The sequence below is a fragment of the Actinomadura sp. NPDC000600 genome, from assembly GCF_040492135.1.
Lineage (GTDB): Bacteria > Actinomycetota > Actinomycetes > Streptosporangiales > Streptosporangiaceae > Spirillospora.
In genome coordinates this window covers 17,406-37,670 of record NZ_JBEUPD010000002.1, presented here as the reverse complement: position 1 = coordinate 37,670, position 20,265 = coordinate 17,406, and the positions used below count along the sequence as shown (strand labels likewise).

The 20,265-nt window shown below is 72.6% G+C and carries 18 protein-coding genes and 1 pseudogene; 6 read left to right on the top strand and 13 right to left on the bottom strand.

The window, feature by feature from the left end:
* Nucleotides 1-8 precede the first annotated feature (8 nt).
* Together ABWI07_RS02975 and ABWI07_RS02970 are read right to left on the bottom strand one after the other, a co-directional pair.
* Nucleotides 9-1,259 (bottom strand): MFS transporter, encoded by a 1,251-nt coding sequence (locus tag ABWI07_RS02975; RefSeq protein WP_353817527.1) that lies wholly within the window; start codon nt 1,257-1,259, stop codon nt 9-11.
* Complete coding sequence (locus ABWI07_RS02970) at nt 1,256-1,831, bottom strand: ArsR/SmtB family transcription factor (RefSeq protein ID WP_200841963.1); 576 nt, start codon at nt 1,829-1,831, stop codon at nt 1,256-1,258. Before ABWI07_RS02970 ends, ABWI07_RS02975 begins: the two co-directional genes overlap by 4 nt.
* A gap of 163 nt (nt 1,832-1,994) precedes the next feature.
* On the opposite strand from ABWI07_RS02970, the gene ABWI07_RS02965 reads away from it, so the two are divergent.
* The 3 genes from ABWI07_RS02965 to ABWI07_RS02955 all read left to right on the top strand — a co-directional run bounded on the left by ABWI07_RS02965 (nt 1,995) and on the right by ABWI07_RS02955 (nt 5,161).
* Nucleotides 1,995-3,086: a phospholipase D-like domain-containing protein gene (locus ABWI07_RS02965; protein ID WP_160160949.1), complete on the top strand. Its 1,092-nt coding sequence runs from the start codon at nt 1,995-1,997 to the stop codon at nt 3,084-3,086.
* A gap of 135 nt (nt 3,087-3,221) precedes the next feature.
* On the top strand, nt 3,222-3,650 hold the full coding sequence (locus tag ABWI07_RS02960; protein WP_149260240.1) for a DUF7144 family membrane protein: 429 nt from the start codon (nt 3,222-3,224) through the stop codon (nt 3,648-3,650).
* A 128-nt stretch (nt 3,651-3,778) separates the two neighbouring features.
* Entirely contained in the window at nt 3,779-5,161 is a 1,383-nt protein-coding gene (locus ABWI07_RS02955) for an MFS transporter (RefSeq protein WP_149260241.1), read from the top strand.
* A gap of 31 nt (nt 5,162-5,192) precedes the next feature.
* Here the strand turns inward: ABWI07_RS02955 and ABWI07_RS02950 are convergent, their stop codons facing one another.
* The 5 genes from ABWI07_RS02950 to ABWI07_RS02930 all read right to left on the bottom strand — a co-directional run bounded on the left by ABWI07_RS02950 (nt 5,193) and on the right by ABWI07_RS02930 (nt 11,086).
* The gene (locus tag ABWI07_RS02950; protein WP_149260242.1) at nt 5,193-5,597 is read right to left on the bottom strand and encodes an RNA-binding S4 domain-containing protein; all 405 of its coding nucleotides are present in this window, start codon (nt 5,595-5,597) and stop codon (nt 5,193-5,195) included.
* 46 nt (nt 5,598-5,643) lie between these two features.
* Nucleotides 5,644-6,609, bottom strand: coding sequence for a 1-acyl-sn-glycerol-3-phosphate acyltransferase (locus tag ABWI07_RS02945; protein WP_149260243.1), 966 nt, complete (start codon nt 6,607-6,609; stop codon nt 5,644-5,646).
* Nucleotide 6,610: 1 nt separating this feature from the next.
* Nucleotides 6,611-7,447 (bottom strand): patatin-like phospholipase family protein, encoded by an 837-nt coding sequence (locus ABWI07_RS02940; RefSeq protein ID WP_353817526.1) that lies wholly within the window; start codon nt 7,445-7,447, stop codon nt 6,611-6,613.
* A gap of 180 nt (nt 7,448-7,627) precedes the next feature.
* The gene (locus ABWI07_RS02935) at nt 7,628-9,556 is read right to left on the bottom strand and encodes a glycoside hydrolase family 3 protein (protein WP_235036906.1); all 1,929 of its coding nucleotides are present in this window, start codon (nt 9,554-9,556) and stop codon (nt 7,628-7,630) included.
* A 480-nt stretch (nt 9,557-10,036) separates the two neighbouring features.
* Complete coding sequence (locus ABWI07_RS02930; RefSeq protein WP_149260245.1) at nt 10,037-11,086, bottom strand: DUF2382 domain-containing protein; 1,050 nt, start codon at nt 11,084-11,086, stop codon at nt 10,037-10,039.
* 353 nt (nt 11,087-11,439) lie between these two features.
* Between ABWI07_RS02930 and ABWI07_RS02925 the strand changes: the two genes are divergently transcribed.
* Nucleotides 11,440-12,447: a matrixin family metalloprotease gene (locus tag ABWI07_RS02925; RefSeq protein WP_353817525.1), complete on the top strand. Its 1,008-nt coding sequence runs from the start codon at nt 11,440-11,442 to the stop codon at nt 12,445-12,447.
* 56 nt (nt 12,448-12,503) lie between these two features.
* Here the strand turns inward: ABWI07_RS02925 and ABWI07_RS02920 are convergent, their stop codons facing one another.
* The 3 genes from ABWI07_RS02920 to ABWI07_RS02910 all read right to left on the bottom strand — a co-directional run bounded on the left by ABWI07_RS02920 (nt 12,504) and on the right by ABWI07_RS02910 (nt 15,504).
* Nucleotides 12,504-13,079, bottom strand: a complete 576-nt coding sequence (locus tag ABWI07_RS02920; RefSeq protein ID WP_149260247.1) for a class E sortase — start codon at nt 13,077-13,079, stop codon at nt 12,504-12,506.
* 245 nt (nt 13,080-13,324) lie between these two features.
* A complete protein-coding gene (locus ABWI07_RS02915) occupies nt 13,325-14,296 on the bottom strand; it encodes a chaplin family protein (RefSeq protein WP_353817524.1) in 972 nt (323 codons plus the stop codon).
* 263 nt (nt 14,297-14,559) lie between these two features.
* Nucleotides 14,560-15,504, bottom strand: a complete 945-nt coding sequence (locus ABWI07_RS02910; RefSeq protein WP_353817523.1) for a hypothetical protein — start codon at nt 15,502-15,504, stop codon at nt 14,560-14,562.
* Between the two features lie 377 nt (nt 15,505-15,881).
* Here ABWI07_RS02910 and ABWI07_RS02905 point away from each other — a divergent pair, with 377 nt between their 5' ends.
* On the top strand, nt 15,882-16,133 hold the full coding sequence (locus ABWI07_RS02905) for a hypothetical protein (RefSeq protein ID WP_149260249.1): 252 nt from the start codon (nt 15,882-15,884) through the stop codon (nt 16,131-16,133).
* 75 nt (nt 16,134-16,208) lie between these two features.
* On the opposite strand, the gene ABWI07_RS02900 is transcribed toward ABWI07_RS02905, so the two are convergent.
* The 3 genes from ABWI07_RS02900 to ABWI07_RS02890 form a co-directional block, all read right to left on the bottom strand.
* On the bottom strand, nt 16,209-17,459 hold the full coding sequence (locus ABWI07_RS02900) for an NAD(P)-binding domain-containing protein (RefSeq protein WP_353817522.1): 1,251 nt from the start codon (nt 17,457-17,459) through the stop codon (nt 16,209-16,211).
* Nucleotides 17,460-17,486: 27 nt separating this feature from the next.
* A complete protein-coding gene (locus ABWI07_RS02895) occupies nt 17,487-19,250 on the bottom strand; it encodes a hypothetical protein (RefSeq protein WP_353817521.1) in 1,764 nt (587 codons plus the stop codon).
* 585 nt (nt 19,251-19,835) lie between these two features.
* Nucleotides 19,836-19,988, bottom strand: coding sequence for a hypothetical protein (locus tag ABWI07_RS02890; protein WP_200842022.1), 153 nt, complete (start codon nt 19,986-19,988; stop codon nt 19,836-19,838).
* Between ABWI07_RS02890 and ABWI07_RS02885 the strand changes: the two are divergent.
* A pseudogene (locus ABWI07_RS02885) lies at nt 19,987-20,085 on the top strand (hypothetical protein); the annotation flags it as partial. The gene ABWI07_RS02890 and the pseudogene ABWI07_RS02885 overlap by 2 nt on opposite strands.
* Nucleotides 20,086-20,265: the final 180 nt, after the last annotated feature.

Below are 20,265 nucleotides of genomic sequence, written 5' to 3'. Positions count from 1 at the left end.
AACCCCACTCAGACGGGGTGGGACGGCAGATCCCTGTGGTGGCGGAGAGGGCCCGTCAGGAGGATCAGGCCCGTGAGGGCCAGGCCGCCCGTGCTGATCCACATGGCGGGGCGGACGCCCAAGGCGGTGCCCAGGGCGCCGCCCAGGAGGGCGCCGAGCGGGATGGTGCCGTAGCTGACCAGTTGCATGGTCACCGTGATCCGGCCGAGCAGGGCGCGCGGGCTGTAGGTCTGGCGGAAGCTGCCCTTGATGACGTTGCCCGCCGCGACTCCAGCCGCGATGACGAACCCGCCGGCGACGGTCAGCAGCAGTCCGGCTCCCGGTGCGGTGAGGGGGATCAGCAGGCCGAACGGCGCCGCGCCGATCTCGGCGGCGAGCAGGGTGCGCGCCGAACCGAAGCGCCGGGACGGGACGGGGGCCGCGGCGGCGCCGGCGACGGCGCCCAGGCTCGCCGCGGCGGCGAGGGCCCCCACCATGCCCGGGGTGACGCCCACCTCGCGGACCAGGAACACGACCAGGATCGACTGGTATCCGAACAGGCAGACGTTGCTGGCGGCCGAGAACAGCGTCAGCACCCGGAGGTAGGGATCGCCGGCCACGAACCGGAGGCCCTCGGCGATCTCCTCGCGCAGCGACCCGCGCCGCACGCGGGCGGGGCGGGGCTCGCGGGTCCGGACGGCCAGGAGGCACAGGGTCGAGACGAGGTAGCTCGCCGCGTCGATGAGCAGCGCGTTCACCGCGCCCGCGAGCTGGGTGACCAGGCCTGCCACGCCAGGGCCGCCCACCTGGGCGGCGGCCTCGGTCGCCTGCACCTTGGCGTTGCCCTCGGCCAGTTCGTCACGCTCCAGCAGGGACGGCAGGTAGACCTGGTAGGCCGTCTGGAAGAACACGCCCGTGCACCCGGCGCCCAGTGCGACGGCCGACAGCTGGGCGATCGTCAGCCGGTCGAGCCAGGCGGCCACCGGGACGCTGAGGAAGAGCAGCAGGGCCGTCACGTCGCACGCCAGCATCACCGGCCGGCGGGGAAGGCGGTCCACCCAGGCGCCCGCCGGGAGGCCGATGAGCAGCCAGGGCAGCCAGGCCGCGGCCGAGAGCAGCGCCACCTGGAAGGTGCCCGCGTCGAGGACGGCGACCGCGACCAGCGGAAGCGCCACGCCGGTGACGCTGCTGCCCAGCTTGCCGGTGGCCTGGCCGGTCCAGAGCAGCCGGAAGTCGCGGCGCCGGCGCAGGCCGCCGGGCGCCGGGGCGAGGACGGTCACGGCTCCGCCGGGACCCCGTGGGCGAACAGGAAGACCGGCTCGCGGTCCTGCCCGTCGTCGGGGACGTCCCGCCGCTCCCACCGGTCGAGCACGGCGAGGATCTCCTGCTCGAGCTCGCCCAGCTCGGCGGGGGTCAGGTGCAGCCACTTGTCGACGGAGAAGGCCGCGCCGTTCCACGCCGCCCGCTGCTCCCGGACGGCGTGCCAGGCGCGGACCAGGCCGATCTGGCGGTCGAGGCCGAGCGAGACCGCCGCGTCGGCCACCGCCTGACGGGACGGGTCGTCGTCGAAGTCGCCCGTCACCCAGCGGAGCTCGGGCGCGGCGAGCCGCCACCAGCGTTCGCGGCGGTCCCGGGCGAGTTCCGGCGCCTCCGCGATCAGGCCCGCGGCGGCGAGCACCTTCACGTGGTGGCTGATGTTGGCCACGGCCTGGTCGGTCCGGTCGGCGAGGACGCTCGCTGTGGACGGCCCGTAGACCTTGAGCACGTCCATGAGGCGCCGGCGGAGCGGATGCGACATCGCGGCCAGCACCCGGGAGTCGGTCACCTTGGGCACGTCGTCCGAATCGATCACGCGCTCATCCTCACATGCACAAAGCATCTTGCACAACAACTCTTGCACAATGACCACTGCACGAATTGGGCCGGTGGTGGCCTCGCCGATGGTGAGCGGAGGAGGCGGACAGGGGAAAACTGTCAGCAGATGGTCGGATTTGGGGGATGTTATGCCGGTTCGCGTGGGCGGAATCGAGTTGTTCGCGGGTCCGACGTCGCTGGGCGGGCCCGACGATCTCGACGCGGTGGTCCGGGAGTTCATCGGCGGGGCGCGGCACACGCTGCGCATAGCGGTCCAGGAGCTGGACTCCCGGGGGATCGCGGAGGCGGTCCTGACGGCTCGGGCGGCCGGGGTGCGGGTGCAGATCATCCTGGAGGGGGACTACCTGCGGGAGGAGCGGCCCCTCGCGGACCCGTGGGCGGCGGCGGGGCCCAACGAGGAGAACCGGCTCATCTACGCGGCGCTGCTGCGGGCGGGGGTCGACCTCGTCACCGACCTGAACCCGGCGATCTTCCACCAGAAGTTCATCGTGCGGGACGAGGGGGAGTCGACGGCGGCGGTGCTGACCGGGTCGGCGAACTTCACGCTCACCGATACCGGCACCAACCCTGCGGGGGCCGGCAGCGGAGGCAAGGCGGGCAACAACCTCAACCACGTGGTGGTGCTGCGGGGGCAGCGGGCCTCCTCCCTCTACCTGGAGGAGTTCCTGCGGATGCGGTCGGGGACGTTCGGGGCCCTGCACGAGCGGGCCGAGGCGCGTCCGGCGGAGTTCCGGCTGGGCGGGGTCCGCGTGAAGCCGCTGTTCGCACCCCGGCACGGGCCCGAGATGGAGATCATGAAGCAGATGCTCAAGGCGTCGGCGAGCGTGGACTTCGCGATGTTCACCTTCGCCCGCTCGTCCGGCATCGACGACACCATGATCCGGCTCGCCCCGTCGCTGCGGATCCGCGGGGTTCTGGACCACGGGCAGGGCGTCCAGGCGTGGGCCGCGACCGAGCCGCTGAAGGCCGCCGGGGTGAAGCTGTTCGCGAACAGGCCGGGCACCGGGGTGCGGAAGGTGCACCACAAGCTGATGGTCGTGGACGAGCGGCTGGTGATCGCCGGAAGCTTCAACTACACCGCGCCCGCGACGACGCTGAACGACGAGAACATCGTCGTCCTGGGCGACCTGGAGGAGACCCGCGAGGACGCCGAGGCGGGTCAGCGGGCCATCGCCGGCTACGCGCTCAGGGAGATCGAGCGCATCGTCGCCGAGCTCGCGCAGCCCGCGTAGGCGGCTTGGTCATCCACGGGCACGCCCATCCCACGTTTGCCTCAAGGGGCGTTCAAATGCCTCGGCGACCCGGTTCCCCATGATCCGACAAAGGGGACTTCACAGCATGAACTCGCAGCTCGATCAGGAGGTCCCATGACGACGAGAATGACCCACGGGGGTCGGGCGACCCCGAGCCGCCAGGACTACCAGATCTCCGGATGGCTCGCCTTCGCGGGGATCCTCTCCCTCGTGGTGGGCGCCTTCAACGTCATCGACGGGGTGGTGGCCCTGTTCAAGGACGACTACTACGTCGCGAACTCCGGCCAGATCCTGGTGTTCGACTTCACCGCGTGGGGGGTGTTCTGGCTCACTCTCGGCGCCCTGCAGATCATCATCGGTTTCGGGGTCCTGGCCGGGCAGATGTGGGCGCGGGTGATCGGCATCGTCTTCGCCTTCCTCGCCGCCCTCGGGCACCTGGCGTTCCTGGCCGCGTTCCCGATCTGGTCGGTGCTGACCATCGCGCTGTGCGTCCTGATGATGTACGCGCTCATCGCCCCCGCCCCCGGCGCGAGAGCGGACTGACGCCCCGGCGGGGCGCCGGGGGCGGAATACGAGGTCATCGAGTCCGCGGCCCGGCCGCACATACCCGGGTCGCGCACGGGCGGTGACGCCGGGTGGCACCGGCGCCGACCCCGCGGCCGTGGAGGCAGATGAGAACCGCGCTGGCGGACCGGCTGGGGGGCCGCGGCAAGGCTCACGTCGTCGTGCTGATGGCCTGCGTCATGGCGCTGAACGCGGCGGACGCCGGGGTGATCGGGGCGATCGTCCACGAACTGCGGCAGTCCCTGCACGTCACCAACACGCAGGTCGGGGTGCTGACGGCCGCGCCGGCGGCGGTCGGCGCGGTCGCGACGGTGCCGGTGGGGCAGCTCACCGACCGGGTGCGGCGGGTGCCGCTGCTGGCGGGAAGCGTGGTGCTGTGGAGCCTCGCGATGGTCGTCGGCGGGCTGGCGGACTCGTTCGAGTCGCTGCTGGCGTCGCGGGTGGCGCTGGGCGCCGTGACGGCGACGGCGGGGCCCACAGTGGCGTCGCTGATCGGGGACCTGTTCCCGCCGGAGGAACGGGCCGCGACGTACGGGCGCGTCCTCGCCGGCGAGCTGGTCGGGGTCGGGTTCGGGCTCCTCGCCGGCGGCAACATCGCCGCGTTCCTGAGCTGGCGGGTGGCGTTCTGGTTCGTCGCGGCGCTGGGGTTCGTCCTCGCCGCGCTGCTGTGGTGGATGCTGGCCGAGCCGGAGCGCGGCGCGCAGGCGCCCTCCGGCGGACGCGGCGGAGAGGAGCTCGCGCAGCGGCAGGTGCAGGCGGCCGGCGTGGAGCCGGACCCGAGGAACGTCCTCACCACCGACCCCGAGCGCCTGACGCTGCTCCAGGCGGCCCGGCACGTGCTCACCATCCGGACGAACGTGATCATCATCCTGGCGTCCGCGGCCGGCTACTTCTTCTTCTCCGGGCTGCGCACGTTCGGGATGGTGTTCGTGCTGGACCGGTACGCGGTCGGGCGGGGCGGCCTGTCGGCGTTCCTGCTGGCCCTCGGCGTGGCCGCGTTCGCCGGGGTGCTCGTCGGCGGACGGCTGTCCGACCGGCTCCTGCGCGGCGGCGCGCTGAACGCACGGGTCGACGTGCCGACCGTGGCGTTCGCCGTGGCGGCGCTGCTCTTCCTGCCCGGCCTGCTCACCGAGCAGGCACTGATCGCGCTGCCGCTGTTCGCGCTCGGCGCCGCCGCGCTGGCCGCGGCCAACCCCCCGCTGGACGCGGTGCGGCTGGACGTCGTCCACTTCCGGCTGTGGGGGCGCGCGGAGGCCATCCGGACGATCGTGCGCATGTCCGGGGAGGCGGCGGCACCGGTGCTGTTCGGCTGGCTGTCGGGTGTGCTCGGGGACGGCGGGGAGGCGGCGGTCGGCCTGGACCGGGTGTTCCTGCTGGCGCTGCTGCCGCTGGCGGCCAACGGCCTGCTGCTGCTCTGGGCGCGGAGCGCCTATCCGCGGGACGTGGCGTCTGCGCTGGAGTCCGAACGCCGCTTCGGAGCGGGCCCCTGACCCGGCCTGCCCTGATTCGCCCGCCTCGCCGCTACTCGTCCTCCGGCGGGTTGTTCAGGATGCGGTAGCGGTCGAGGATGCGTTCGAGCTCGCGGCGGTCGCGCTTGGTGGGGCGGCCCGCGCCGCGATCCCGGCGGCCGACCGGGATGAGCGCCTCGCGCGGCGGCGGGGGCGGGCTCTTGTCGATCAGGCACTCCTGGGCGGCGGGCGCGCCGACCCGCTTGCGGACGATCTTCTGCACGACGACGATCCGCTCCCGCCCGTCATGGCGGAGCCGGACGACGTCGCCGGGCTTGACCGCGGTGGACGGCTTGGCGCGCTCGTCGTTCACGCGGACATGCCCCGCCCGGCACGCGGTCGTCGCCATCGAGCGGGTCTTCAGCAGCCGAACGGACCAGATCCACAGATCGACCCGCACGGACCCCTCATCGCCCATGCGTCCATGATGTCACTGTGTCCATGATGTCACTGCGTCCATGATGTCACTTGGGCGCCGGGGCTCGCTGCGTGCTGATCCACGCGTCGGCGCGCTCCCAGTTCTCGTAGAGCCAGCGGACGCGGGCGTCGCGGTCGCCGGGGATGTCCTCGGCGGGGACGCGCCACCAGCGGGCGCGGACGGGGCCGGTCAGCGGGACGCGCCGCCAGATGTCCCCGGCGGTGGCCATGTGGTCGAGCCCGCAGTGCGCGACGAACACCACGTCGGCGGTGGGGGCGGATTCGAGCGCGGCCAGCACGCCGCCGGGGCGCGGCGGCATGACGTTGCGCATCGCGGCGGCGCGGGTCGCCTCCTCGGCACGCTTCATCCGGCTCAGCCGGCGGATCGCGCGGCGGCGGCGCTCCGGCGAGAAGTTGCCGCCCTCGGGGAAGATCAGCAGCGCCTCGCGTCCGCCGAGGCCCTCGGCGAGTCGGCCGACGGCGTCGGCGGCGCCGCCCGGGGTGACGAACACGTTCGGCACCCGGTTGGCGACGATGTCGATGCAGGGGTCCAGCTGGAGCATCGCCTTCATGACCACGCGGGGGCGGCGCCGGTACTCGCTCAGCAGGTGGTGGACGATCAGGAGCGCGTCGCCCGGTCCCGCGTGCCGGCTGAGCACGATCAGGGGGCGGTCGCCGCCGGAGCCGTCCCACGTGCCGTCCACCTCGACGTCCAGGCCGAGCCGCCGCTGCGCCGACGCGTAGAGGGCGCCGACATAGCGGCCGATGATGTCGTAGTTCCGGTCGTCGCGGGCGCGGCCGCGGACCCACAGCCATCCGCACTCCAGGACGGCCGACGTCTCCCGGGTCCCCCACGTGAGGGTGAAGAACAGCAGGCGCAGGGCCCGCTTCCGCTCGCGTCCGGCCAGATACGCCACCGCATAGGCGACCGGGAACAGCACCACGACCAGGAGGGTCAGGAGGAACAGCAGCGGCGTGCACACCAGGCGGCGCACGATTCGGGGTGGCAGCATCTCACGCTCGTTCTTTCAGATACTCCAACGATGCCTGATAGGCGCGTTCGATGTGACCCCGGATTCCGGACGCGTTCCTGTAGCGGACCTGGGTGAGGTCGACTCCGGCCTTCTGCGACCTGGCCCCGGCGGGCATGACGTGGACGGTCAGGCCCTCCGGGAGGGTCGCCATCTCCTCGAAGAACCGGTGCCGGCGCGCGATCTCGAACGCGACGAGGCCGACCTCCCAGGGCCAGCGCGGGGGCGCGAGGTCGCGTTCGATCCGCCCGACGTGCAGGACGTAGATCTCGGTGGCGCCGAGCATGACGGCCCGGCTCACCGGGATGCTGTGGACGAGCCCGCCGTCGTAGTAGTGCCGCTCCCCGATCCGGACGGGCGGCAGCAGCCCCGGCGCGGCCGACGACGCGAGCACCGCCGGGACCAGCGGGCCCTCGGTGAACCAGTGCGCCATCGCGGTCTCGATCCCCGCGGCGACGCACTGGAACGGGATCTCCAGCTCCTCGAACGACGGGACGGGGAGCAGCTCGTCCAGCATGCGGCGCAGCGGCTCGTTCGAGTGCAGGTGGGTACCGGACCGGGCCAGCCGCCACAGCCGGGAGATGAAGGGTGAGCCGAACACCTCGCGGACGGACTCGTCCGACCACAGGCTGGTGAGCCGCTCGACCGCCGCGTCCGGTCCGGCCGCGACGAGCACGCCGTTGAGCGCGCCGATGGACGTCCCGACGACGAGGTCGGGGCGCACGCCGGTCTCCCGCAGCGCCCGGAGCATGCCGACCTCGTGCGCGCCGAGCACGCCTCCGCCCCCGAGGACGAACGCCACCCGCGGCTTCCGTTCCACCCGCTCTCCCTTCGCGCTCCGCCAGTCGGGCGCTGGAAGCAGCCTCACCCGTGGGAAACGGGATAAACGGGCCGGGGAGCACGGTGGCCGTGACCTGCGGGTCCGTGACCCGCACGGCTGCCCGAGGGGGCCGGCCGCCCTGGGGGTGGGGCGGGCGACCGGCCCCCGGCGGGACGTCCGTCAGCCGCGGACGCGGGTCTTCAGGCCGTAGCCGTAGGGGAACAGCGGCCGGTAGTCCCGGTCGCCGACGTTGATCGGCTCCTGGCCCTCGCCGGTGGGCCAGGTCACCGACAGCCTGCCGGTGAACGGGCGCTTGCCGAACAGGACGTCCGCGACGCCGGCGCCCTCGCTGCCCGGCAGCCAGGACATGACGAACGCGTCCGTCTTCGGCAGCTGGTCGGTGACGATCTGCGGGCGTCCGGCGACGTCCAGGACGACGCAGGTCCTGATCGCCGAGCAGACCTTGTCGATCGCGGCCTTGTCCGCGTCGGACAGGTTCAGCGTGTGGCCGTTGCCGACGTCGCCGACGCCCTCCGCGTAGGGCGTCTCGCCGACCACCACGATGCCGACGTCACTGCCGGCGGTGGGCGCCGAGGCGTCCTCGCTGTAGGTGACGTGGGACGAGTTCTGCTTGATGCCGTCCAGGATCGTCGTGCCCGGGATGATGTCGCCGGACGAGCCCTGCCACGTGACCGTCCAGCCGCCGGCCTGGTTGCCGATGTCGTCGGCGTTTGTCCCGGCCACGTAGATCCGCTGGTTCTTCCTCAGCGGCAGCGCGTTCCCGGAGTTCTTCAGCAGGACCTGCGACTTGGCGACGGCCTCGCGAGCGACCGCGCGGTGCTCGGGCGACCCGATCGTCTTGGCGTTGCTCCGGTCGGTGTAGGGGCGCTCGAACAGGCCGAGCTCGAACTTCGCCTTCAGGATCCGGCCGACCGCGTCGTCGATCCGCGCCATCGGCACGCGGCCCGCCTGCACCTCCGCGAGCAGCGTCTGGACGAACTGCGGCGCGCTGTAGGGCTCCATGAACATGTCCATGCCGGCGTTCACGGACGTGCGGACCTGCGTGGCGTAGTCGCCCGGGATCTGGTGGATGGCCTCCCAGTCGCTGATGAGGAAGCCGTCGAACCCGATCTTCTGCTTGAGGACGTCGGTCAGCAGCTCCTTGCTCGCGCTCATCTTGACCGGGTTGCCGACGCCGTCCTCCTTCCAGTCCACGCTGGAGAACGACGGCATGATGCTGCCGACGCCGTACTTCTTGACCGCCACGACGTAGGGGGCGAGGTCGACCGCGGCGAAGTGCTTGCGGTCGGTGACGGTGACGCCCTGGTCGATCGTGTACGTCCCGCTGGTGGACGACCCGAACTTCGTGTCGCCGTCGCCCGCGTAGTGCTTGGCGGACGCCAGGACGTGCCGGTTCGTGGCCAGGTCGCTCTTGCGCCGTCCCTGGAAGCCCTCCAGGCCGGTCTCCATCTGGATGACGAGCCGCGGGTCCTCGCCGAAGCTCTCGTACGCGCGTCCCCACCGCAGGTCGCGGGTGACGCAGACGCAGGGGGCGAATGCCCACTGGGGTCCGGTCGCCCTCGTCTCCATGGCCGTGATCTGCTCCTCCCGGCGGACGAGGCCGGGGTCGCGGGTCGCGCCCATCGCGATGTTGTGCGGGAAGACGGTGGCGCCGACGAGGTTGTTGTGGCCGTGCACCGAGTCGATCCCGTACAGCAGCGGGATCTTCAGGCGGGTGGCGAGCGCCTTGGACTGGTAGGCGTCGACCATGTCCGCCCAGCCCGCGGGGGTGTTGTCGGCGGGCACCGATCCGCCGCCGGACAGCACCGACCCGAGGGCCAGCTTCGTGATCTGGTCGCGGTCGCCGTCGACGGCGCCGCGCTCGGCCTGCGTCATCTGGCCGACCTTCTCCTGCAGCGTCATGCGGCCGAGCAGGTCCTGCACCCGCTGCGCGACGGGGAGCCGCGGGTTCAGGTAGGGGGCCCGCTGGGGCGCCTCGGCCAGCGCGGGCTGCGCCGCCACGGCCGACGGCAGGGCGGCGACGGTCGCGAGCGCGACCAGTGATCGCCCGATCCGGGTGGCGATGACACGTCTGTGGGAGTGTGGCAACTCGTCCCTCCTGGGTCGCTCCGAAGGACGCCGCGCGGCCCGGCGGACCGCGCGCGGCCGGACGCCGGGGTCATGGCTCGCCCGGACGGCCATGACCCCTGCGCCGGCGACGTCATCTGGAACCTCCCCCGGCGCCCGGCCGGCTGTCAATGGATCTTCACAGCACCGGCCGCCGCCTTGTGGAAATCATGGAAGAGGGCTTGACGGGTACTAAATTCACAAGTTGAATCATGGGCCGAACTAAGCCGCTCGCACGGGTGGCCCGCACATCCCCCGCCCACCCGGCCACCGCGTCCCGAGAAGTGGACGCAGGCATCGAGAAGCGGGCGGACGCCCCTGAAGGCTCCGCCACACCACCCCCGCTGACCACACCCGGCCACCGGCGGCCTCGCGGCACGCGCCGGGACGGGCGCCCCGTCGGCCGGCGGGTGAGAATCGGCCGACGGGGCGCGCCGTCATCCGGGGTGGCTCAGGATCGGGTCACGCGGACGGGCTGCCGCCCTCACCTCGCTCCTCCAGGTGGGGGCCGCGCGCGCCGTCGTCACGCGTGACCTCGATGCGCTCCTTGCGGAGCTCGCCGCGCACCGTCTGCTCGTCCTGCACCTGCTCGGTGCGGAGCCGGACGCGCTCGACCGGCACGGTCTCCTTGGTGATGACCGCGCGCTCCTCGTAAAGGATGATCTCCTGGTCGGCCTCGGAGATGGTCACCTTCGGGTCCGGGCCGCCGCCCGTGATGGGCTCCCGGTCGATCCGGATCTCCTCGTGCGAGACCGGGATCGTCTGCTCGACCATCTCGGTCTCGATCCACTTGCGCACCCGGACGCGGCCGGCCTCGTGCCGCTCGGTGCCGATGCGCATCTGCTCCTCGGAGCGGGTGATCTCGGTCATCGGCGCTTCCGCGCCCTCGCGCGCCGACTGGGGCGGCATGGTCCGCCCGGGGGCCCGCTCGCCGGCCGCACCGCGCTTGCCGCGCTCGGGGTGGACGGCCATACCCGCAGGACCCGTCGGCCCTGGGGGGTTCGCACTGCCGGCGGCCTCGGCACGGCCTCCGGTCTCCGCAGCGCCGGTTCCGGCCGTGCCCGCGGTCTCGGCGGCGCCCTTCGGCGGGGCGGTGCCCGCGGGGCGGGTGGTCTCACTCGTCTCGGTGGTGCCGGCCGTGCGCGCGCTCTCGGTCGTCTCGGACGTGCCCGTCTCCCCGCCGGTGCGGCGGCCGGCCGGGGGACGCACGCCGTAGTGCCTGTACAGGTCCACGATCTGCGCATGCGAAAGGTGCTCGTCGGCATCGACGTTCGGCGCGCCCTTGATGGTCTCCTTGTCGTAGGGGACCTGCAGAGTGTCCTGGCCCTTGCGGCCCCCGGACAGCGGGACGAAGCTCTCACGCATTCCGAACCAGCCAGTGTGCACGGTCACCCACTCCGGGGCCCCGGAGTCGTCGTTGAGGTAGACCTGCTTGACCGTGCCGACCTTCGTCCCATGGGTGTCGGTCACGCTCATGCCCATGAGCTCCCGCACCTGTGTCTGCGTCTGCACGTTGAGCACCTCCGCTTCCGTGAACGCTCCCGGACGGCGGGGGGCAGGGGGGAGGCGGTGCCCGCCACTCGGTAGCAGTGTTCTATTTGATCCCGAGTTGCCGCATTACCTGCTGCTTTTCCGGATAGGGTCGCTATAAACGTGTTTGCAGAGTTATGGGGAACGATTTACCAAGTTCTTGCCGCGCACGCCAGCGTCCCTCGCAGCCCGCTTTCTCCGCATATATCCGGAAGCGCCCAATTCCCGAATGACGCCTTTGTCGATATGGTGATCATTTTATCCGATTGCGGTTTTTATCACCCCGCTCCGCGCGAAGACTCCGAGCAACGCTTCCACACATTCGGAGAACCGATATGCGCGACATTTCACGAGCGGTGCGGCGGCCATGGACGGGGCCCGTCGCGGTTGCGGCCGCGGCGTCCGCCGTCCTGGCGTGCACGTCGTTCACGGAGGCCGGGGCCGCGCCGGTCCGGCGCCCGCCCACCTGGTGCAGGCCCGGCGGGATGCTCACGGCCCGCACGATGCCGCAGAAGATCAAGATCGCCGACTGCGACCTGCGCGGCCGGACGGTGCGCGGCGCGAACGGGCTCGCGGCGGTCGTCCCGTCCGACGGGACGTCCCTGGTGGCGCACACGCTGCGCACCGACGGCGGCGCCGAGCTGCGCATCGAGGTGGACGACCGGGCGGGTGAGATCAGCATCGGCACGCACGCCGGGCGGGAGCCGGCGGGCAGGCCCCGCCGGTTCCGGGCGCCGTCGGACGGATGCAAGGACGACGCGTACCGTCCCGAACCCAGCAAGTGGCCGAAGGGCACCGCCGTCCGGTGGAACTACTACGCGGGCGCGGCCAGGCTGCCGAGGAAGCCCATCGCCGACGGCGTCGCCAACATGGCCGGCGCCCGCACCGACTGCACGGGCGCGGGCCGCTTCACGCCGCCGCCCGCCGTGACCGAGCGTTACGCGGGGGAGACCACCCGCCGGCCGAACGTGACGGGCGGCGCCACCTGCGGGACCCGGGACGGGGTCAACACGTTCGGCTGGCTGGCCATGCCGAACGCGGACACCCCCGTCCTCGCGGCGACCTGCGCGTGGTTCAACGGCCCGACGACGGTCGAGACGGACATGGCGGTCCAGGCGCAGGGCAAGCGGTGGTGGACGAGCGGGAGCTGCCCGGCGGGGAACTACTCCGCCGAGGGGGTCGCGACCCATGAGGCGGGCCACGTCTTCGGCCTCGCCCACGTCGAGGGCACCGAGCACGCCGGGCTCGCGATGACGCCGTTCCTCAGGTCCTGCGACGACGGGCCCACCACCCTCGGCAAAGGCGACTACGAGGGGCTGATCGCGCTCTACGGCAGGCGCTGAGCCGAGCGGCGGCGCGCCGGCCCGGCCTCCGGCCGCGGACGAGCGCGCCGCGGAGGTCAGCGCCCGGAGTCGATCTTGCCGACGACGACGAGGCGGTGCCGGTCGGAGCCCTTCGGCGTGCAGGTGATGAGCGTGACGTACTTGCCGTGGGGCTCGCTGGCCCGCTTGAACGGCACCGCTTCCAGGGCCCGCCGGTCCCTCGGGTCGATGACGCGCTTGGCCCGCACCCTGTACACGTAGGACGCGCGGCCCACGCGCAGGACGATCCGGTCACCGCGCCGCATCCTGTCGAGCCGGTTGAACGGGTGCAGCCAGGTCGTGCGGTGGCCGAGCAGGACGGTGTTGCCCTCCTTCCCGGGCAGCGCCGTCCCCGGATAGTGGCCGACGCCGCGCCGCAGCACCGCCGCGCCGACGCCCTGCCTGACGCTCGTCTTCAGCCGCATCCGCCTGATCCGGATCTGCGCGATCACCGCCCCGGCCCGCGGCCGCGCCGCGGCGACCACCGCCGAACCGGCGACCGCCGCACGGCCGGAGCCCGCCACCGGAGCGGCATGCGCCCCGGGGACGCCGAGGACGGGCACAGCGCAGCCCGCGACGAGAGCCGCCGCGCACAAGGCCCTTCGGTCGAGCATGATTCCCTCTCCATCAATCGAGACCGCCCCCGGCATCAGGCCTGTCCCGCCAGCAGGGCCGCGCCGCCATCGCGGTCACGCCGGCACCGCGTCGGGTCGCACCGGGGCATGTCGGCTGCCGGGGCATGTCGGCTGCCGGGGTCGTGTCGGCTGCCGGGTCGTGTCGGCGTGGGAAGGGGCGACACGTCTGCCGCCCCTTCTCCGCCGTTCATCGGCCGCGGGTCGTCACCCAGGCCGACGCGTGCTCAGTGCGTGAGTTGAGAGCCGAGGGCGGCGGGCGCGTCCTGGCCCACGGGCGCCGTCGATCCGGTCTGGCCGGGCTGCGCCTCCCCGCCGGGCAGCTTCACGGCACCCGTGATCTTGTTCAGGAGCCTCTTCAGTGCGGGCAGAGGGGCCGCGCTGCGCTGGTTCGGCGCAGTGCCGGCACCGCGGTGGTTCGGAGCGGCGTCGGCGATGCGCTGGTTCGGGGCGGCGTTCGCCGTGCGGGAGCCATCCGCGCGCAGTGTCGAGGGCAGCTTCTTGTGCTTGCCCGCCGGACGGTGCTTGTGCTTGCACGGCTTCTTCTTCGGAGCGTGGCAGCAGTGCGGGTGCCCCTTGTGCCCGTGCTCCTCGTGTCCGTGCTCCCTCACGATGCCCGCCCCGCCCTTGCACTCCGCCTCCGCGAAGCCGAACAGGGAGAGGGCGTTGCCGCACGCGTTGATCGGCATGCTGATCGGCGCGAACACCTGGTTGCCGTTCAGCAGCCCGAAGTTGCCGGCGGTGGTCATGTTCACGCTGCGGACGTCGCCGTGCCCATGGCCGTGCTCGTGACCGTGCTTGTCGCAGTGCTTGTGCCCGTGCTCGTGGCAGTGCTTGTGCTCGTGGCAGTGCTTGTACCCGTGCTCGTGCCCGTGCTTGTGGCCGTGCTTGTGGTCGCCCTCCTTGATGAACGCGCCGCCCTTGCACTTGGCGCGGGCGATCCCGCCGATCGCGAGGGCGTTGCCGCACACGTTGATCGGCATGCTGATCGGCGCGAACACCTGGTTGCCGTTCAGCAGCCCGAAATTGCCGGTGCTCGTCATGTTGACGCTGCGGACGTCGTGCGAGCCGCCGTGTGCGCCGCCGTACGCGCCCTCGACGGCGATGGCCGGGACCGAGGTGGTGAAGGCGGCTCCGACGGCGAGGGCGCTCGCGGCCACCAGGGCGGCGCGGCCGGTGTTCCTGGACCAGATGCGCATGATGTATTGCTCCTGTCGGTTCGTTGCGAATCGTTGATCGGTGGTGATCGCTGCGCGGCACCGTGCGGGTGGGCGCAGCCCTGGCAGCGGCCATGCGCGGCCGTGCCGTCCGGGAAAGATCTGCGTTGCGGGAAAGATCTGCGTTCCGGGAAAGATCCCGTTCCGGGAGAGATCTGCGTTCTGGAAAGATCCAGGTGAGGGCGGGCGGCGTGCGTCGCGCACGCGGCCGCCGGGAGCCGGCCGTTCACGGCCGGGCGGGGTCCCTAGTCGGGGACGATGGACGGGCCGCCGGGCGCGGCCACGTCGCTCAGCGCCGTGCGGCGGAAGGTCCCCGTGTCCGCGGCGGACGGCGCCGCCGGGTACCGGTTGTTCAGCAGGTCGGCGACCGGGGCGAACTGGTGCCCGCCCGGCGAGCCGCCGCCGCGTGAACCGTCCGGACCGGACGGCAGCGCCGGGTCGGGCGACGGGGAGCGGTGATCGCCCCCGCAGTCGGGGCAGAGGTCGGCGCGCTCTTGCGCCGGCACGCCCGCGGTCTCCGTGAGCGGGACGCGGGCGTACCGGGCGTGCGCCTTCGCGGCGTGCGCCGCCTTGTCCCGCGCCTGCTCGGCATCGGGCTGGGCAGCCTCGGGCCCCGGCTGCGCTTCGGGCGCCTGCTGGGCGTCGGACGGGAGACCGCCGTGCAGAAGGGGCTGCCGCTCCGTCGCCGGGTGGACGATGCCCGCGAGGACGGGATGGCCCTGAAGAAGACCGCCCACCTGCGGTGCACCCGCCTCGTCGACCACGTTCACCACATGGCGTACGGCCCGGTCCTTACCGTCGAGCACGTCCTGCTGCCGCGCCCGGAGGTACCGGACGGGGTGGCCGCCGATCTCCCCCACACCGCCGGAGACGGCGCCGGGAACGGCACCACGGACGGCGCCGGAGACGGCACCGATCGGACTCTCGACCTTCCGGACCCGCCCGGGAGTGACGCCCGGGGTGCTATGACCCGTGGCGCCATGACCCGGAGCGTCGGGGCCGGCGGCGGGTCGATCGGTCTGCTCGGCACGCTCGGCGGCGAACGCGGAATGGGTCAGCGCGGAGAGCACGAGCCAGCCGGCGAACGCGAAGCCCGCGATGGCCGCCAGCCGCGCCAGAAAGGGAAGGAGGGCGTGCCGCGGCCGACCCTGCGGGCGATTGACCCCGCGGTGGATCGGCACTGAATGCACAGCCGTTTCCCCTCGTCGCCGCGACCTGTTAAGGCCTGTTTTCTGGGCCCGGTCGTCCCGGACGGCATGAACGTAGCACCGCGATGGAGGCGATCAAGGAGCCATTGCTTCGGCTTCCGCCGTGTCTCCCCATCATTTACCCTGACATTGATCCGCCTTTTGTCGCGGCCGGTTTCCGGGGCCCTGTCGTTCGTTTTGCCAGGCTCTTTCTTTTTGTGGGGACGCAGGCGCTCACCTCGGGGATCCGGTGCCCTGGCGGCACCGCCAGGCCCCGCCCGCTCGCCGGACGTCCGGGAGAAGCATGGTGGACGGTATCCGTGCGCTACATTCAGTGAACGGACGGTCACTCCCGCACCATCCCCACCGAGGAGCCTGCGATGATCGATCCCTCGTCCGCGATGGCGCGCCTGCTGCCCGCGCGGTCCCACCGCCCCCGCCGCGAGACCCGCCGGTTCGTCACCCGCGCCGACGCCGACCTCATCCTGCTCTCCGGCGTTTCCACCGGTCAGAGCGCGCCGCCGAGGCGCGGCCGGTCGGGCGCGTGGACGCTGTACTCGCGCCTGGAGTGGTCCGTGGCCGTCGCCAAGGCCGAGCGCGCCCGCCGCCGGGCGCGCCCGCCGTGGACGTAGGGCGCCCGGCCGTTTCCGGAAGACCGAAAGCCGGCGGGCGCCCTGGGCGCGCCCGCCGGCCGGAGGAGGATTCTTCTACCGCTGGGAGGCGCCCGGCTCCAGCAGCCCGGTCGGCCGGCCCACCGGGACGCGCACGCGCGGCGTCCGCCGGACGATGTGGTGCGCGATCCGCCGCGCGGCGAAGTCGGCGCCGTGCACGAACCGCATGACCGGCCCGAAGGTGTACGCGGCGGCGAGGCCGGCGAAGAAGAGCCCGGGCGTCGAGGCCTCGAAGTCGCGGCTGAGCACCGGCGCGCCGAGCCGGGTCGCGATGCGGCCGCGCAGCTCCGGCGAGAGCAGGGCGAGCCGCTCCAGGTCGGGGACGAACCCGGTGGCGGCGATGACGTGCTCCACCTCCGTGACGAGGCGGCGCCCGTCGTGGTCGGTCGTGGTGAGGGCGATGCCGTCGTCCTGCTCCACGGCCTTGGCGAGGCGGCGGCCGGTCGAGACGCGGATCCGCTCGTCCAGCCGGTCGCGCAGCCACCAGGCGCCCGCCGGCGGGAGCGTCTCGCGGACGATCCGCTGCCGGGTCCGCTCCGGCAGGTACCGGACGAGCCCCGGCCGCTCGGCCCACACCCACGTCCGGTAGCCGGTGCCGAGCCCGGACCTCGGGCCCTCCAGCAGCCTGGAGCGCAGCGGCCGGTTCTCCTCGGGGACGGTGTTCCAGTCCAGGACGCGCCGCCGGGCGATCAGGTGCGGCCGCGCTCCCGCGTCGGCCAGCAGCACCGCCGTCTCCAGCGCGGACTGACCGGCGCCGACGACCGCGACCTCCTTGCCCGCGAACAGGCCGAGGTCGCTGTGGGCGCTGCTGTGCGAGACGAGCCAGGACGGCATCCCCGCCAGCTGGTCGGGGAGGTGCGCGAACGGCCCGACGCCGACGGCCACGACCACCGCGCGCGCCGCGATCGTCTCGCCCGACGAGAGCGTGACGCGGTAGCCGCCCGCCCCCCGCTGCTCGACGTTCACGACCTGCGCGTCCTCGGTGCCCGAGACGGCCTCGGCGGCGAACCAGCGCCCGTACTCCACGAACGTCTCCAGCGGGATCGGGTGCCCGACCCGCCAGCCCGGATGGCGGTCGGTGAACCGCATGCCCGCCTGCGGCGCCCCGAGGCTGGATGCGGCCGGCTCGGACTTGAGGTACATGCCGAGCGGCATGTTCTCGTCCCAGAACCGCATCGGCTCACCGATGACCCGGACGTCCAGCCCGATGTTCTGCAGGTAGGCGGCGGTCGACAGGCCGTAGGGCCCGGCGCCCGCGATGACGACGTCGCTGGCCGAGTCGCTCATGTTCCATTCCCCCCGTGTGTTCGTGTGTTACCTGGTGCGGAGCCGCTCGACCGCGCGGAGCGCGCTGCGCCGTCCCATGGCGAGGAAGGGCGGCAGGTCGTCACCGGCGAACCAGGCGAACTCGTCGGCCTCCCGCAGCGGCCGGAGGGCCTCCCGCAACGACCAGAGCCGCCCCCGCGCCCTGCTCCCGAAAGACGCCTCCGCCCCGGCATGCGACTGCGCTCCAAAACCAGGCGGCGCTTCAAAGCTCACCGCTGTCCCAGAATTCGCCGCAGCTCCAGGACTCTCCGACGCTCCGGGACTCGGTGGTATTCGAAGACTCGTTGGCGCCTCTGTGCTTGCCGGTGTTTCAAAGCTCGCCGGTGTTACGTGACCCGCTGGTTCTCCGGGGCTCGGCGGCGTGCCGGGGCTTGCCAGAGATACACGCCCCGCCTGTCCTCCGGGGCTCGACGAGACTCCGGGGCTCGACGGCGTTCCAAGGCTCGCCGGCGTTGCAGGGCTCGCCGGTGTTGCAGGGCTTGCCGGTGTTGCAGCGCTTGCCGGTGTTGCAAGGCCCGCTGGCGCTTCAGGGCTCGGCGGCACCCCAAGGCTCGGCGGGGGTTCCGGGCGTGGGCGGCGGGTCGAGTGGGCGAGGTAGTGGTTTTCGACTAGCAGGTTGCGGCCGTGGGCGGGGCGCGGAGGCGGGATGGGGCGGCCTGACTTGTGCAGGTGCATGGCGCGGGCGAGGTCGAGGCCGTCCAGGTCGGTGAAGAGACGGAACTGCGCCCCGATCCGGGGGTTGAAGTCCAGCAGGTGGTACTCGCCGGTGCGCGCGTCGAGCCGGAAGTCGAGGTCGACGAGGCCGCGGCAGCCGAGCAGCCGGACGATCCGGACCGCGAGGCGTTCGAGGTCGGGGCTCTCCACCCACTCCCCCGCGACCGTGTGACCGGCCTGCGGAGGGTGTGCGAGGTGCTTGCGCCCGGCCCCGCCGAACAGGCAGTCGCCGTTCTCGTCGAAGTAGCCCTGGAAGAACCAGTCTCCGCCGGCGGGCGGGATGCGCCGCTGCAGGATCAGCGGGCCCGCTCCGCCGCTCGCGCCACCGTTCGGGCCCCCGGCCGCGGCGCCGTCCGCATACCTGTTCGGGGTGCGGTCGCGGGTGGCGGCGAAAAGGCGGTGCAGTTCGCCGAGGGTGGGCACCAGCGTGGTGCTGCGCATGCCGGGGCGCAGCCGCCACGGGCGCGCCCACTTGGCGATCAGCGGCAGCCCGAACGCGGCGGCGGCCTCGTCGACGTCGGCGGCCGACTCCGGCATCAGGCTCGGCGGGCACGGGACGCCGTGCCGCCGGCACGCCTCCAGCAGCCGCGCCTTGTCGGCGACGCCGCGGGGCGCGGCGGGATCCTGGCGGGGGAAGACGAAGTGGGCGTCCAGCCCGTCCGCGTGCTCGGCGGTGAAGATCGCCCCCGCGTCGTCCATGGGGACGAGCAGCGCGGGGCGGCCGATCCGCTCGCCGATGGCCCGCAGGTGGGCCAGCAGATCGTCCGGCCGCTCGACGGGCGGCCCCCAGGGGTGCCCCCGGAACAGGTAGCGGGAGCGGGACGACGGGTTGGCGCGCCCCTCCAGGACGGCGTGCACGGGGACGCCGCCCCGGCCGAGGCTGCGGATCACCGCGAGCGTCCCGTGGTGGAAGAGGTTGCGGTCGGTGCGCAGCAGCAGAACGGGAAGGCCAGGGTCGAGGCGCACGGTGGCGAGGCGCGCGGTGTCGGGGCGGCCGGTACGGGGCCGGGCCGTCCGCAGCGCGGTGCCGAAGAACATTAGCTCAGCCCCATTCCCTCTTATCGCAGCGCACGGCATCCTTTCCGTAAATTTTCGCGCGTTCCGCCCGACCGGCTTTTTCGCGGCGGGCTTCCGAGGGAATACGATACGCATGCGAGCAGCGGATATCCATTCAGCGGGACGGCCGTTCGAGCCCCGGCGGAAAAGGTCGCCGTTCTGGTGTCCACTCCCTCCTATTCTGGCCGCATCCGTGGTTTTGTTCGCGCTCATGGTGTCGGCGCTGTCGACATGGCAGCAGCCGCGGGCGGTTCACCGATGGGCGGCCCATGTGCCGCTCGGCGCGTTTCTCGGTTCGGGCCCGGAGGGGGTCGACAGGGTTGCCCGCTTCGAGCGCTGGCTCGGCTCGACCGTGACGGTCGGGCGCACGTACCTGCCGGGCCACCAGTGGGAGGACATCGAGGGACCGCAGCGGATCCTGGAGCCGTGGGCGCACTGGAAGGCCGCCGACCAGCGCCGCATGCTGGTCGTCAACGTCCCGATGATGGCCCCGAACGAGGGGTGGCTCCCGGCGGAGGCGCTGGCCGGCCTGCTGCGCGGCGGCGCGGCGGGCACGTTCGACCACCACTACCGGACGCTCGCCGAGCGGCTCGTCTCCCTGCACGCGGGAGACTCGGTCATCGTCCTCGGCTGGGAGATGAACGGCGATTCGTACTCCGGGCGGTGCGCCCCGGATCCGTCCGCGTGGAAGGAGTACTGGAGGAGGATCGTCGGCGCCATGCGCGCGGTTCCCGGCGCGCGCTTCCGCTTCGATTTCGCGCCGGCGCGGGGGCGGGACGCGATCCCGTGGACGGACTGCTATCCGGGGGACGACGTCGTCGACATCATCGGATCGGACAGTTACGACCAACCCCAAGGAAAGTCGTTCCAGGATTACGTGAACGAGCCGTACGGGCTGCGCCGGCAGGCGGAGTTCGCGGCCGCGCACGGGAAGCGGATCTCATTCCCGGAATGGGGCCTCTTTCGCAATTCTGACAACCCCGCCTTCATTCGGGGA

Excerpts from the sequence above, each read along its gene's own strand:
- ABWI07_RS02950 (WP_149260242.1), bottom strand. The coding sequence starts at position 5,597 with ATGGGCGATGAGGGGTCCGTGCGGGTCGATCTGTGGATCTGGTCCGTT.
- ABWI07_RS02920 (WP_149260247.1), bottom strand. The coding sequence starts at position 13,079 with ATGCTCGACCGAAGGGCCTTGTGCGCGGCGGCTCTCGTCGCGGGCTGC.
- ABWI07_RS02915 (WP_353817524.1), bottom strand. The coding sequence starts at position 14,296 with ATGCGCATCTGGTCCAGGAACACCGGCCGCGCCGCCCTGGTGGCCGCG.
- ABWI07_RS02900 (WP_353817522.1), bottom strand. The coding sequence starts at position 17,459 with ATGAGCGACTCGGCCAGCGACGTCGTCATCGCGGGCGCCGGGCCCTAC.
- ABWI07_RS02960 (WP_149260240.1), top strand. The coding sequence starts at position 3,222 with ATGACGACGAGAATGACCCACGGGGGTCGGGCGACCCCGAGCCGCCAG.
- ABWI07_RS02955 (WP_149260241.1), top strand. The coding sequence starts at position 3,779 with ATGAGAACCGCGCTGGCGGACCGGCTGGGGGGCCGCGGCAAGGCTCAC.
- ABWI07_RS02890 (WP_200842022.1), bottom strand. The coding sequence starts at position 19,988 with ATGGCGCCGACGATCCTCCTCCAGTACTCCTTCCACGCGGACGGATCC.
- ABWI07_RS02905 (WP_149260249.1), top strand. The coding sequence starts at position 15,882 with ATGATCGATCCCTCGTCCGCGATGGCGCGCCTGCTGCCCGCGCGGTCC.
- ABWI07_RS02925 (WP_353817525.1), top strand. The coding sequence starts at position 11,440 with ATGCGCGACATTTCACGAGCGGTGCGGCGGCCATGGACGGGGCCCGTC.
- ABWI07_RS02895 (WP_353817521.1), bottom strand. The coding sequence starts at position 19,250 with ATGTTCTTCGGCACCGCGCTGCGGACGGCCCGGCCCCGTACCGGCCGC.
- ABWI07_RS02945 (WP_149260243.1), bottom strand. The coding sequence starts at position 6,609 with ATGCTGCCACCCCGAATCGTGCGCCGCCTGGTGTGCACGCCGCTGCTG.